Source organism: Negativicoccus succinicivorans (assembly GCF_018372215.1).
GTDB lineage: Bacteria > Bacillota > Negativicutes > Veillonellales > Negativicoccaceae > Negativicoccus.
This window is the reverse complement of the sequence record NZ_JAHAJN010000012.1, coordinates 17,602-32,886: the sequence shown is the minus strand read 5'-3', so window position 1 is coordinate 32,886 and position 15,285 is coordinate 17,602. Positions and strand designations below refer to the sequence as shown.

Genomic DNA, 15,285 nt, shown 5'->3' with positions numbered 1-15,285 from the left:
AAAAAAAGGACTTCACCCACCACGCGTCGGCGAGTTTCGTCATCGCATCAGATACGCCATGAATAATTTCGTTTATTTCTTTCAACATAATTTGCTCCATTAAAAAAGCGCCTCAAAAGGCGCTAAAGATTACACATTGACCCATTTTTTGTAATACCAGTCTACTTTTTTTGTTTTATCAGAATTGTAGACAGTGGCAGTATTAGGAACATAAACATTATCATTAGGCGTCCAGCGTTCAGATAAAATAACCGTTTTCAACCTAGTACACCCATAAAAAGCGCCCGCCCCTATATTCGCACATTGTGGTAACGATACGCTTGTAAGTGAAGAGCAATCATAGAACGCAGACGCGCCCAACCTCGTACAAGCCGGAAGCGAAACAGCCGTAAGCGCATAACATTGGAAAAACGTGTCGCTCCCTATATCAATACAGGCTGGAAGCGATATGCTTTTTAATTTCGAACAGCTACAAAAGGCTTTAGTACCGACGTATTCGCAAGACGGTGCAGACGCGCCGGTTATTTGCGTGTAATTATAAAACGCCTTTTCCTCAATCTGCGTAACACTTCTTGGGAACTCAAGGTTTTCCGGCTTGTTCAATTTATATTTTTCCGCAATAGATTGTGTGACAATTTGAATACCGTTCGGAATGCAGTACTTTTTGAAGAAGGTAAACACTTTTTCCGTGTGTGTCCGTCCTGCGTAATCCACCCATTGAACAGTAACTTCTGTTGCGTTTGGATCAGGAACAGCGGGCAACCGCCACCGCCCGTCATTATCAGATATTGCCGTTTTCCCTTTGAAGATAACTTTTACATTAGGCGCCGCAGTACCGGTCATTTCAGTTGCATCTTCTGCTATGACGTCAATCTTAATTGGAGAAAGTTTAACAACCGGAAAAATCGTTTCCAGTCCGCGGAAATTGTTCATGTTATAATTGCGTTCTTTCAGCCACTTATAAAACGCATCAACGCTTTCCCCTTGCTTGTCCGGTTCTACAATATACACTTCGTTGTCTTTCAGTCGCCCCGCGTCTTTCTCCTCAAAATAGGCGGCCGCGTTCATCTTGTTAATAATAAGATTAGTAACCGCTTGCGTACTGATTTTTTCTGCCATTGACCATTCACCCCCACACAACTAACGTGATCGCCGTTTTATTTGCCACATCTTGCTTGCTTGCCTTTTCGTTTAGCTTGCTTGTTGTTTCCGTTCTCGTGTATACATCTGCCGCGTTCGCCTTCCCTTTTAGCGCGTTTTCTGTTGTCGCCCTGTCGGCTTTTGTTCCGATTTTATTTGCGACAGTAGTGGCAAAGTTCGGATCATTTCCCAACGCTTGCGCCAATTCTTGCAATGTGTCCAGCGTCTCCGGCGCGCTATTGACGATATTAGCCACACGACCGTCTACGTATTCAACACTCGCATACGTGCCTTTTAACTGATATTTTGCGTCGCTTTCCGCTTTCATATAGGCGTCGCCCTTAATCAGATAGTCGCCTTTAGGCTGAAACGTCGTATCGGCGTCCGCTTTCGTATAAACGTCGACCGCGTTCGCTTTCGTTCCTACCTCTTTTTTTGTGGCGAACGTGGTGTCCGTTTCCGCTTTCGTGTAAGCATCAATCTTGTCCGTCTTTTGTAAATATCTTTCGTCTGCCTGTGTCTTGGTATAAACATCTGTCGCCTTCGCTTTTGTCTTTACTTCTTCTTTTGTAGCAAACATTTCGGCGGCCTCTGTTTTGGTATACGCGTCGATTTTGTCCGTCTTTTGTAAAAATTTCTCGTTTGCCTGCGTTTTTGTGTAAACGTCCGCCGTGTTCGCCTTGCTTTCTAACGCCGTCGCCGTGCCGCTTTTATCGGCAAACATTGTTTCCGCTTTTGCCGTCGTTAGAAAGTCACCGCCGGCAATTTGTTCCGCCTGTTTTGCCGCGTTCTTTGCTTCCGCCGCGCTTGTGGCGGCCGCGCTTTCCGATCGTTTCGCTTGTGTTGCCGATGCACTTGCCGCGCCTTCCGATTTTTGCGCTTTTTCTGCTAGTGCGTTCAATTCTGTCTTAGTGCTTGCCGCAAGTGCGCTCGCACTCTGCGCTTCTCTGTTGGCGGCTTGCGCTTGTGTGGCCGCGTCCTGTGCCGCCGTGCTTGCCGTCTGCGTTTCTCTGTTCGCCGCTTCTGCGCTCATGCTTGCTTTTTCGGCCGCCGTTTTTGCCTTTTGCGCTTCCGTGTTAGCCGTTTCTGCTTTCGTGCTTGCCGTCTGTGCTTTCGCGCTTGCGGCTTGCGCGTTATCTTGTGCGCTTTTTGCCGCCCCTGCCGACTGTGTCGCACTTGTGGCGGCGCCGCTTGCCGTTTGTGCGGCCGTTTCCGCGTTCTTGCGCGCTTCTTGTGCGGCCGTCTGTGCCGTCTGCGCTTCCGTGCGCGCGCTTTCTGCGGCCGCCTGTGCGTTTTTTGCGGACGATTCCGATTGCCCGGACTTTGTCGCCGCATTGTTTGCAGTATCGGCGGCCGCTTGCGCTTCTGTGCGTGCTTTCTCTGCGGCTTGCGCATCGGCTTTTGTTACCGTTTCTATTTGCGTAAGTTCTTCGGTCCGGCTAACAACGTCGGACATTGACCGTTCCAGTCTAATAACAGACTGATCATAGGCCGCTTTCGCTTGTTTAACCGCGGCTTCCAGTCCGTCATATTTTTGTAACGACGCAACCGCATCTTCCCCACGTTGTACGGCGCCTTCAATTTCGCCGACCTTGTCTAGAATTTCATTTGCCCGCGTGTTAAATTCGTTTTGCTTTTGCGCTATGTTGTTTTGAATGTCGGCCTGTATGTCTGCAATTTCTTTTTTCGCGTTTTCGGCGGCCGTCTGTGCGGCTGCAATTTCTTTTTGCGCTTGTGCGGCCGCGTCTTGTGTTGCCTGTACCGCGTTTTTCGTTTTATCTTCTGCCGCTTGCGCCGCCGTGTTTACGTCATTCAATGCTTGCCGCGTCTGCGTTTCAATACGCGCGACGCCGCCCGATACCGCACCGGCAATTGTGGCAAGTGAATTATTTAAGATTTCTTTTCCTGCGACCACTTGTTGATCCGTGTGTCTTGCGGCCGCCTCCGCCCTGTTCGCCGCTGATTCGGAACGATCACGAATTGCCAATAACGTTTTTTTCTCGCCGGCAAAGTCGGGCAAATCTACCACGTCAAAGCCGCTTGCATCTGCGTTATATTGCAGGAACGCGAACGGCCGCCCCGCCGGTATAACGCCGTCAAAGTCACCGACGCCGACTTGTACAAGGCCGTCCCGGTTAATCTCTTGCAATATCATCGTAATTTTATCCAGCGCCTTTTCCACGGGTTCTTCGGCAAAGTCGTATTCTTGCGATTGTTTCGTTTCCCGTGCAAGTTTAAGTTTTACGCCCTTAGCTAACGGCGCGCCTGTCGTCGGATATTCATACGATTTTTCGCCGTCGTGATATTCATAATTATTCGTAATTCGTTCCCACTTGCCCTTGTTTTCCACATAGCCGACCACGTCTTTCGCATCGTAATACCGATACGGAAAAGGGAACGACCTTTGCTGGCCGTCCCCCACGTATATAACGCTCGTTTTCGTTTCTTGGATCATTTCGCTTTCCTCGCCTTTCTGTCGAAAATAATATCCGCCACCGCCTCGTCCCACGTCGCGTCGGATTCCGTACACGTCACGCGCAACAGCGTCCAGAAACCGTCGGTCAACGTGTCGGAAAATCCGACAAGTCTGTTCCCGACGCGCGACGCCGACCGCCCCATGTCGATCCAGTCCCGTTTGTCCGACCCTACGGCATACGCCAAATCTTGCAACTCGTCCATGACACGCAACGCAACCACTTGACTGCCGCGTCCTTGGTAGTATTCGCCGAGCATTGTGTTCATGGTAAGCGTCGCCGCAATATTCACGCCCGGAATACCGCCCGTTGCCGTGCCGACAAAGTTTTTCAAATACTCTTTGCCAAAGTATTCGACCCAGTCGTCGTCATCGTCGGGGCCGCGCCCCGTCGCCGCATCAATTGCGCCGTGCAAAGCCGTTTCCAGCAACGCCTGTAAAAACAACCAATACAACACGGTAGACATCAGCGGCACCGGATTGCCGTTGTCTTTTAACGCGTACCCGGCTTCAATATGCGCGTTTAAGACCACGGAGAAAAACGTATAAAACGGAGTAAAGAATTTCATGATGCGGCCTTTTTGCACTTTTGATTGGTCCTGAATTTCACCGCTACCCCAAATGCGCCGCACCGCCTCATCTGCTTTTGCGACTGCCTCCGCGTCAATCTGTTCCGCCGTCAATTCGCCGCGCTCCATTTCCGCGCGCACCGTATCTTCATACACGGCTTGCCACGTCGGAAGTGAAAACATTAAGTCCGTTTTTGTAATTAGCCAGTATCCAAAACGATCCACCGCCTCTTTTGCCGAATACGCGCCCTCAGCCGCTTTTGCGGCTACGCCGTCTGTTCCCACATAAGACAATTCTTTGCCGGATACTTTCATGTCCCGCGCCAAATCACGGTCAAGGTTTTCTTCACGTTCCGCAATAAAACTTGATTTTTCTTTAACCCTTCGCGTAATTCGTTGCGGATGTCGTATAAATTTAAGCAACGCTTGCAACGTGCGCACTTTGCCCAAAGAATGCGCCACCATAGCAATATTACAAATGTTCAGAAGTGCCGTTGATGTTCGGTACGCCATGACGGCGAAGGTAGAGTTGCGACGCAACAAGTTCGCAAACTGTTCGGCGCTCGATTCGCGCACCAGTTCTTCCCGCCACGTGTCGCGCACCCACTCGCGCAACATTCGATACTGCGACTGTCCTATGACTTTCTGCAACGGCTCAGCCAACGTCGCATGGTCCAGTAAATGCGCCACGTCCAGCACGGCTTCCCGCATAGAAATATGCAGAATAGCCTCATTTGCCGCGCGCGGCAATACGTCAAGCGACAACAACAATTCACGATTCACCACCGCTTGCCGCTTTTTCGTCGCGCCTAAACCGGCGCCAAATACCGCATTACTTGACATCTGTTTTGCCAATTCATTCGCTACGTCCATGTCCGACGCTTTTTGCGATAATTGCGGATCGTACACAATAGGATAATAACCGCCGTCAAACTTGCGGCCGTTAATGGTAAACGGCACGGCCTCCACTTTGCCCAACGGCGCGCCCGTTTCCCGTTCCAAAACGCGACTGCGTTCCTCATAATAGCCGTTAATAAATTGCCAAATCTTTTCGACCGTGTCCCAATCTTTTGCCGTCAGAATTTCACCGAAAGCGGCGTTCATTGTCATTTCATCAACGCCAAACGTATGCAGTACGCGCTTTCTGTTTTCCGCCGCGCCCCAATTCAAGGCCGCCGTCAATATTTCTTCTTTTGTGTATGCCCTCCGGTTGCCAACTTGGTATTTTCGTTCTTGGCGCATCGTGCGCATCTCATTGCGTGAATAGCGCCGCTCGAATATTCGGCTCAAAGTCCGTTTTGCGTCGGCCGTCATTTCGCGCTTACGGTTCGCCGCGCGGGCTATCGGATCATAAATAAAGCGATGGAACGAATCATCATCAATCTTTACCCCGACCGCCCGACCGTCTAACCGGTTCATAATAATTTCCGGCTTGATAAGTTGCGTTACCAATTCGCCCGCCAACTGTTCCATACGGTCAGCGCGCGTCATGTCGTTACGGATCTGTCGTAAATCTCTGTTATCTTCTCCGTACCGCTTTTTAAGCTTAAGGGCAAGCTCGTTCGCCGCGTCGGCGATGCTTACATGTTCGCCGTTCTTGCGAACAATCGCCAAGCCGTCATGCATGCGCCGCCCTGCCGTGTATACCGCTTGCAACACTTGAACCGTCTGTTCCCACGTTTCAAAGGGCATCTGCCGCCATGTCTTTTCGTTTCGTCCGTCCGCTTCAAACATTGCCCGTAAAGCCGGAGAAATAACCGGATCTCCGCCCATACCAAACGCGACATCAGGGTTCAATAATTCTTCAATTGAGGACATCTCGAAACCGTCAATCGGCGCTTGTGCATCTGTTCCCGTCAGTCCTAATTGGTACATTAAATGATGCACAAAATACCGGGACTGCGTGTCAAGGCGGATCGGCTGCTGCGAACGCGTCATTCGTTTAAGATTTTCACGTAACCGGCGAATATCTTTGTCCACCTGTTGTTCCTGCATTACCGCGTGTTTGGCAAGATACGCATGATACAATTGCCGCTCTTTCATTTCCGCCGCTTGTGCATAATCACCGCGCACCAGCGCTTTCGATGATAATGTGCCGTAATAGGCGATTTTCCGTTGATACGTTTTCCACGTCAACGATTCACCGATAGGCGCTTGTCGTAACGTTTGCGCCGCTTGTTCTTCAATCAGGCGTAAACGCCCCTGCGTACTGTCGCGAACGTCCCGCAAACCTTGCAGACGCGTGTTGATTTCTTCCCGCGCCGTTTTCTTGATTGCTTGCACCTTCGCCGCGTTTTCCTTGCGTATGTCGGTCAACTTCTGCCGCATTTCCGCAAGTTTTTGCGCGTGTTCTTCCGCATCTTCCGCGTGACTTTCTTTTAACCGTGCGACCAGCGTCTGTTCGCGTTCCAGCTCCTGTTCCGCCGCGCGTTCCTGTTGGCGCATTTTGGACAGTTGTTTTTGCGCGTCTTTTACTGATTCCCGCGCACCCTCATGTTCTTTTAATTCAGACCGCAAATAGGAAAGCACCTCGGCAAGCCGTTCCGCCTCCGTCTGTTCGTCTGTCTGTTGGTGACTGTCCAGCTTGCGCAATTGTTTCATGTATTCGCCCGCAAGCTTATTACGTTCACGGGCAATATATCTTGTTTCCGCCTCCAGCAGGTCCGCTTGCCCCAATTCGCCCGTCATGTATTCTTCCACTTGCGTGCGGATAGATTCAGGGTTCATCAGTTCGTCGGCGAACGCTTTTCTCTGTTCCTGTTCTTCCCGTTTCAATCGTTCTTCCAGTGGTCCGCCTGCATCTTCCAGCGCCTTTTTGAACGCCGCCGCATCTGCATAATATTTGTTCAGGACGTCTTCGCCAAATTGTTTTGCTAGTGCCTCATGCTTGTAAATTTCTTCCTTGCGCAATTCTTCCGTCCGCGCCGTGCGCCACGATTCAACCGCATCTTCCAGCACTTCTTCGACGCCTTTGCGAATTTTCGCTTCCACGTCTTTTTCGACTTTTTCCGCGGCTCTTGCTTTCAGTTTTGCCAAGCGCGCCGCCAGTTTCGTGTCAACGTCTTGCATCGTGTCCAGCGCTTTTTCCGCCGTGTAGGCGTCAATTTCTTCCTGTGTTGCCAGCATTCGATCCATAACATTGCGGATTGATTCCGGCGGGATTTCGCCCAAGTCCAGTAAGTTTTGATATATTCCCACAAGCCACCGACGAAAACGCCGAAAAACGGCCTTTAAGTCGCGCGACGGCGCATTGCCTTCACGTACATAAGCCTCAAAACCTCGCGCCCACTTTTCGTGTGCCGCCCGATTGTCCGCCCCGTCTTTCCAGCCGGTCCACTCTTTGACCGTTTGCCAGTCCTTTTTCAGCCACTCCGGCGCGTTATCCTGTGCCGCCATTTGTTGCAGATCTTCCAAAAAGACGTGTCCGGATTCATGCACGAAAGTGGAAAAGTTAGCGTCTTTACGGAACAAGAACAACATTTGCCGGCCGTCGCGTAAAGCCGTCATACCGCGAATATGTCGTTCCTGCTGCCTTTGAAATAACACATCACCGTGCTTTTTCTGCAACTGTTGCGCCGTTTTAAGCAATACCTCATTGCGATTTTTGCCGTCATAGGTAACGACGCGCAAACCTGCATCACGTAAAATCTTGCGCGTTTCTCTTGTCGTACCCTTTGGAACAATAGCCGCGTAAAACTCATCAAGGCCAACGGCCCTTTGTTTTTTTACTTCAAAATATTCAGCCGGCGCGCTTGTAATATCATTTACAAAGTCACTCAGGGTGTTTGCATTTATTCCCGTTATGTTCTCTTTGTCAAGTTCATTTTGCCATTTACTTTTTGGACTGTTCAAAACAATGTCGGCAAGTATTTCCGCCTTTGCGCCGCCCGCTTTTTGCGTTAAGGATTCCCATTTTTCGTTAAGTTTTTCTTTCCATGTTTCCATGTCCTCATGGCTTGTAATGCGATTCCGATCATTTTGTACTTCGGTTAGGTTTTTGTATTTTTTTGCATGCGCCGCACGAATGTTGCCAACCCCGTAATACATGCCTTCTTCATTGCGCGCCTTACCGCGCATAATTTTAACGATATTATCCAGCGTGTAATCTTTGAAACGCTGCCGCCCACTTGCGGTATATCCGGTTAAAATGCGCGCTTGTTTTGGTATAGCATGATATAAAGGCGCCAACCACTCCTTAAATTCTGAATGGTTGTCTATCCAGTATTTATATCGCGCTTCTGTGTTTGGTAAATCTTTTACCGTCAGTCCTTTTGTCGCAAACCACGCCTTTTGTGCCGTTTCGTTTTCGTCAAGTCCGCCTTTAGAAAGGACGCCGTCAAGTCCGCCGGTCAATGACTTCTTTAGGTCTGCCAACGCCCCCGCGCCAATATCCTCACCGCTAAACTTTTTCACCAAAGGAGCGAAAACAGAAACAAGTTCTTTTTCCGCGCCCTTCTCCAACTTGTAGTCATAAACTTGTGGATATCTTGGCGAATATACATCTGTATCAAAAGTTGTGTTTTCTTTCTTTTGGGGATTAATAAAGTCAGCCCCGGCAATTAAGGTAATGTCGCCAAAGCGATTATACGGAACATCTGCGCGTGTAATGGCGATTGACGGCACGGCAATTCCGCCCAATTCGGCAATATGCCGGATCTTTTCCGCCGTCGTATTGTGTAACGCAACTAGCGGCCGCCCTTGCGCTTCTGTTTTGCCGTCTTGATACATTTCCCCGACGGCTTGTCCGTTACGCTCCAGCACGCGCACGGCTTGATCGTTAAATACAACGAAACAACGCCCGTCTCTGTTGTCTTTATACGTAATACCTTCAATGCCAAATTTACGCAGTAGCAACGACGCCGCCTTTTTCGGTTCTTCTTCGCCTTCTCGTTGCATCTGAAACACTACATCACGTAAAAAATATTCGCCGGTACTCGCGCCAAGACCGTCGGCCGGCACCGCTATGTACGAATCGGGCCGCGATTGATAATATGCGGCGATTGCCTTGCGCACCGCCTCCGGCTGTTCATTAAGTGGCGTATCCTCATCTAACAGAACCTCATTCTCCGGTATATCAACCTTATACAAACTACCCGGTGCCGCGACGGTAAGCGCGTTTACCTTTAGACCTGACAATGCGCGCCAGTCCGCAAGTTCGCGTTCACGCTGCGAAATAAGGGGTTTTGCGTGCCGCTCAATACCCTCTAATACATCGGCAATTGTCGTTCGCCGTCCCTCATTGTTGGCGGCCGCTTTTGTTTCTCTTACAATTGCCCTAATGCGGGCCTTTTCGTCTGTCGGAACCTGTCGCAAAAAAGCCGTAATAGACATCTTGTTGTTGCTTTTAATTGTGTCAATTTGTTCCCGCAAGACATGAATCAGCCTGTTTGTAGATGCGTCACCCTCTTTTAATTGTTGCATAACTTGCTTAAGTTCTGGCAAGAAGTAGGTTTCCTCCGGCCGGCCGTTCGCCACCGTTTTCAGCGTTTTGGCGGCGATGCGCCTGTTTATTGCTTCCTGTGCCGCCGCATCAATAGGCTTTCCGTTTTCAAATATAAGGTATTGGCCGTATGAACCATCTGTTTTTCTCCTGCGCACGCTTTCCCGCGACACCAACTGATCCCGATACTGCCTTGCCGCGCCTTGACTTTGTGTAAAATACAGCCCCCAGCCATGCGCCTGCCTTCCCGTGCCAGTGCCGATTGCGTTTGTATCAAACCGCCCAAATGAATGGTGTGAACCGTGCCAAGCCGCTTGAAAATAATAATTCCCCCGATAATGCTTGACATCGCCTTTTTTTCGTGCTATCTTTAACTCATAGTTAAGGCTCTCTTTGAGCAAAGTCCTAGGCAATTGTAGCCTAGTGCTCTTTGCCCAAAGGGGGCCTTTTCTTGTGCTAATGTACACTAAGTTATCGCTCATTATCTGTTTAAGCATGAACAGCTCTTCTCGCGTGCGAGGATACATTGAAGATATTTGATTGGCATATCCCAATTTGTTTTTCGTGAACCGAATCGGCACAATAACGCTCTGGTCTTGCTCGTCCCGAATATCCGTAAAGACCACAATCGAATCATGCTTGCGCGTTGCCGACTTCAATACAAACACGGGTTCGTGCAATGCGGCCGGAATTTGTGCCAACATTTTCGACGTCATGGCATGGGCATGCGCCGACGTGCCGGGTGCGTTCATTGTATTAAGCGCCAGCCCTTTGGAAATAACGATATCCTCATTCGTATACCCCAAGGCGGTTAATATTTCGGGAGCGGCGGTAAGGCGGATCATTTCACTGTTAGGAACCGCATCATCATTTAGTACGGCTATAAACCTTTCACCTTCCCGCTCGAACTCGGCGCGTTCTTCTTCCGTGACAAAAGTCACGGTTTTATTTTGTTGTAGATACTGCGCCGCCATTTTGTCCGCCGCGTCCGGTGTATATTCATTCATAGTGAAAAGCGGGTGCATGTCAAGATAGTCCGTCGCGACAAAGTCAGTATGTCCCATGTCGTGCATCATTTGCGTAAACACTTTGGCGCGTTTTGCCCATAAATACGCCGCTTGATGCGCGCTTTCCTGTGCGTCGCCGCCGACGTTATCCATAAATTTTTTCACATCGTCGTACACTTTCATCTCGTCCGGCGATAAATACATGCGCAGGGACACGGCCTTTTCTTTCTGCAATTCGTCAAAGGTATCTTTGTGCGCGTCTATCGTCCGTAACGCCTCGACCATCTTGCGCCCGTTTTCAATCTGTTGTAATGCGTCCTCGTAGTCCTGTTCGCTCTTGATTACGCCGTTTGAATAATACCGTTGCACCTGCTTTTCTTCTTCATCGAGCATAATGTCATAAAATTCGTCCTTGCGCGGCTTGCGTTTATGCGTTGCGTAAAAATCTTTGTACCATTGCGGATTGCTTGACGCGCGTAACATTCTGTCCTGATCGTAAACAGTATCACGGCCGGGAATTAAATGAACACCACCGTCCGCCAAGTTGGAGCGCATCACGGAAATAGTATCGGAAAACGTCTGCTCGATATTGTCCTCAATTTCCTTGCGGACTTTCTTACGTGCCGATTCCAAGTCTAGCGGATTCGTCATTAACACTTGCCGAATCGTCTCTTTGTCCGCCTCGTCTGCCGCCGAAAATTTATCAGACAATACGCGATCGGTCGCATGGATCATTCTGTCAATATCGTCTTGCAACTCTTGCGCGTACTTGCTTGCGGCCATGTTTTCCCAATGCGCCGCCATTTCCGCTTGCGTTGTTCCGTCTTGCGTCCATGCGCTGGCCTTGTCTACCGCCGCCCGTTGCTGTTCCGTAAAATCTTCCTGCAAGTATACGCCGACGGGAATTTCTAAACGTCCTTCCGTTTCAATTGCCGTCTGCAATGCCTGTTCCGATACGACATTACCGCTCACCATACGATTTAAGATGTCGCGGCCGCCCTCTGTTTCCATAAGCGCATTCGCATCAACAAAAAAAGCGCCAAGACCTTGTTTGTCTGCCGCCTCTTGTACTGATTTTGTATACAACTCCGGATCTTTTTTGAATAGCGCGCTCGTTTGTTTGTCCGCTTCAAGGTCGCGCAACATTTGCGCGCCGACGGTATGAACGGCCATTTCTTTTTGAATTTCATAGTCCGGCCGCAACATGCGCGCCGCTTTCGATACAAAGCGAATATTCGCGCCTGTGCCCAATACCGCCGACATTCCCAAGATAGTCGGCGCCGCCGTGATACCTGCATCAACCGCATTACTGATGATTTCTGTAACGGGCATCTTACGCGTTCCCTCACCAGGATCTGCCGCTACGTTCCACGCAACGTCCTGCACCGCTTGCTGTGCGACTTCTTCCGCCGTTTCCGATGCGACGCCGATTCCTGCCGATTTTGCGAAAATCTTGCCCGCCTCGCCCACGCTTCGCGCGGACGCAATGGAACGCGCCGCGTTGCGGATAATCGACTGCGCGCCCGTCGCCGCCGTCCGTCCTGCAATCTTGCGCGCGCCCATGCTTAACGCCCTGAGACCCATGCCAAACGACGCAAATTCAATTGCCGCGTTAGTTATACCAACAGCCGTGGCCGCCTTTGCCGCCGTTTCTGCGGACATCTTCCCGTATTCCCCGCCGCTTCGATATTCAAGATAAGACAAGCCGCGTTCCATTTCGTTCATACGGTTAAACAGACCCGCACGATACCCCAAACCTGCGCCGGTAATAAAGCCGGGAATTGCGCCGACACCGCCCGCCGCCGCACCTGCTGCCGCGCCCATTAAAGACCCGATCATGATTTCCTTGCCGGAATTAACGGATTGATTGGCCATCATGTATAACTGGCTTGACGTGTCATGAATGATACCGCCATCACCGGACTGCGACATGATATATTTTTGTAGATTCTGAATTTTAGCGTCTAATTCGTCAGTATTCGCACCTTTTGCCTCTAACTCCATGCGCTCATTGCCCATAGCGGACAATTTAATTTGCGCGTCCATTTGGCGAATACCCGACATAACATTATCCACGACGCCCATTGTTTGCTTAACGTCGGAATAATTATGTACACGGATCGCCCGTTCCGTCTGCGAAATGTCGTTCCAGTCGCTCCACGTCTGTGCAAATTCGTCATCACGTTTTCCCATTTCCAGCGTTTGAAAGGTATTTTCCCAACGTTTCAAGCTTTCTTCGCCGGCAATGGAAACGACATCGGGGGACACTTGCAAACGGTCCGCAATTTCTTTTGCGCGGCGTGAATAATCTTCTTTACCCCAGAAATAGGAACGCCCGATTTCGCTATCGCGCACTTGTTCCCACAATGTAGGCGGCGGCGCGACCGGTTTTGCGTTGACCAAGCTCGCCGCCGCGTCCGCCTCTTGTTGTATCGGAGACGGCGCAATTTTCGGCATACCGAATCCCGACGAACGAAACGCCGCGTCTGCCTGTTTTTGCCGTTCTTCTCGATTATCCATTCATACCTCCGTTAAATCCAAGACGCCCGTACTCCCCGGAACGAACGCCATCAAGCCAATACGGCAACTGATCCGCGCCAACGTCTATAAATTCACCGTCCGGCGCATACAAGCGAATAAATATTTCGCCCCGTTCGTTGCTTACTTCTTGCGCGTTAGAATACCCGTATGTACCCAACTCCGCGCGCGTGATTTGCGTTTGCGGGTGGTGCGCGAACGATACGTTATCGACCATTAACCGCGCGGCTGTTTGTTCCAGCCAAGCCGGCGGTGGCATTTGTCCTTGATGCTCCTGTTGGTACTTCACCGCCTCATTATTAAGGGCAACCGATGCGCCCGCCCACATTGCGTCAAAGTCGCCGCGCTTATTGCCGACTAATTTTTTTACTGCCGACTTAATTGCGGCATCGTTTGTGTACCGATATTTGCCCGTACCCTCATTGGCCGCCGTTAATTCATTGCTTAATTGCTTAAGTTGCGTATACGTCGGTTTTAAGCCGTTGCGCTCAAAAAAGCCGGTCAGATCTTCCTGATCTTGAATTTTGCGCGTTGCAATCAACCGTTTTATACCCTCTATTTCTGAATCGTGTATCTTTTCGCCGTCTACTTTTAGCGCGCGAATAGTTGACCGATAGGCGCGTTTTAAGTCCTCATTGCCCGCCGTTTGTTCCTGTAAAAATTGTAATTGCTCAGCCGGCGTCATTGTTTCAAGTGCATCTTCAATACTGTCTTTTTGACGTTGCAAGTCTTGCCGATACGTGCGTTCTTGTTCCGCCGCTTGCGCTTGAAACGCCCGCCATTCTCGTTCCTCCTGTTCAAACAGTTGCCCTTCCGTTAATTGCCCGCCGCCCATACGCGCCTGTACCTGATCCATGTATTCTTGAATTGACGGGTGCGGCGTTCCGTCGTCGGATATTTGCGGCCGGTTTAGCGCCTCTTGCGACCAGCCTGTAACCGGCGAGCCGACATACCAGCATGCGGCCATTTGCGCCGTGTCGCCGCCGGTTAAATCGTAATATTCTTCCGCCATTACCCGCGCGACTTTTTCTTGATTTTCCGGCGTTCGCGGCGCGTTTGCATCAAGCCCCGCTTTTTTCGCGTACGTCTGCCATGTACCGTCTATAATCTGATATTTGCCGCGGGCAACAATACCGGACGCGGCGTTTGTGTTGTTCTCTGCGTTATAGTCGCCGTCGCTTTCCTGTCCGCCGATTGCCGCCAAAAAACGCTCAACAATTTCCGCGCGACTGCCTCCGCGTCCTTTGTTCTTTTCACGGAACACTGCGGAAAACTGTTCCCGCGTGACCTCCCAAATTCTTTTGCCCTGTCCTGAAAAATATGTTGCATAATCGACGGCGTTTTCTTTTGCTTGCAACACGCCTTTCTTTTCTTTTGCGGCGCTTTCCAATTTCTCTAATACGTCACCGGACACAAGCCCCGTTTCGCGCGCGTGTTCAATTGCCGTCAGCGCTTTCGTATAGTCGCCCGCATTAATTAGTGTCCCGACCATTCTGCTCGTTACGTCTGTATATCGTTTGCGTTGTTCCGCTTGATAACCGGCATCATCTAAATACTTCGACTGTAACGCCAAGCCTTGATCGACACCTTCATAGGCCGCTTTTATGTTGCCCGTATTAATAGCGGCCGCAAGCGTCGCTTCCATTTTGTTCGTTGCCGTGTCCGCGATCCATTGTTTGCGGCCCTTTTCTTCCCACCCCAAAATGTCCGCTTCGTTTGCTGTAAGTGATTTTTCCACCTGCCGTTGGAACAACTCCTGCCCGCGCCGCGTTTTTATACCCGATTCACTCAATACTTGCGCGCGAATATCTTTTTCCGCCGTCAAATAATCTTCACGCGTGCGCGTCGCGTTTTCCCCCTGCCGGTACGCCATTCCGCCGTCACCGTATAACACTTCATTCGTGCGGCGTATGTATTCACTTTGCGCATTAGCAACGCGCAAAGCATCATCATCTTCTTGCTTTTTGACCTGCGCTTCAAGGGCAATTCCCGCAACTTTGCCTAATTGTCCCCACGTTGTGTCATTACCTCCGCGCGTTTCAAGGTTACCGGCAACGCCTGTTCTTGCTTGTTGCACGTTTCCGCGCACAGAAGGCGTATAAGATTCCAGCTTCATAG

Annotated in this window: 4 protein-coding genes; all 4 read right to left on the bottom strand. The window is 50.4% G+C overall.

All coding sequences use genetic code 11. The annotated features are described in order from the left end of the window. Nucleotides 1–129: 129 nt before the first annotated feature. The 4 genes from KIB08_RS06410 to KIB08_RS06395 are packed head-to-tail and all read right to left on the bottom strand — an operon-like array spanning nucleotide 130 to nucleotide 15,283. The gene (locus KIB08_RS06410; protein ID WP_303991034.1) at nucleotides 130–1,119 is read right to left on the bottom strand and encodes a leucine-rich repeat domain-containing protein; all 990 of its coding nucleotides are present in this window, start codon (nucleotides 1,117–1,119) and stop codon (nucleotides 130–132) included. A gap of 7 nt (nucleotides 1,120–1,126) precedes the next feature. After that, nucleotides 1,127–3,595: a hypothetical protein gene (locus KIB08_RS06405; RefSeq protein ID WP_303991032.1), complete on the bottom strand. Its 2,469-nt coding sequence runs from the start codon at nucleotides 3,593–3,595 to the stop codon at nucleotides 1,127–1,129. Then, nucleotides 3,592–13,149, bottom strand: a complete 9,558-nt coding sequence (locus tag KIB08_RS06400; RefSeq protein WP_303991029.1) for a DUF6861 domain-containing protein — start codon at nucleotides 13,147–13,149, stop codon at nucleotides 3,592–3,594. The genes KIB08_RS06405 and KIB08_RS06400 overlap by 4 nt, the downstream gene beginning before the upstream one ends. Then, entirely contained in the window at nucleotides 13,142–15,283 is a 2,142-nt protein-coding gene (locus KIB08_RS06395) for a hypothetical protein (RefSeq protein ID WP_303991027.1), read from the bottom strand. The genes KIB08_RS06400 and KIB08_RS06395 overlap by 8 nt, the downstream gene beginning before the upstream one ends. Nucleotides 15,284–15,285 lie beyond the last annotated feature (2 nt).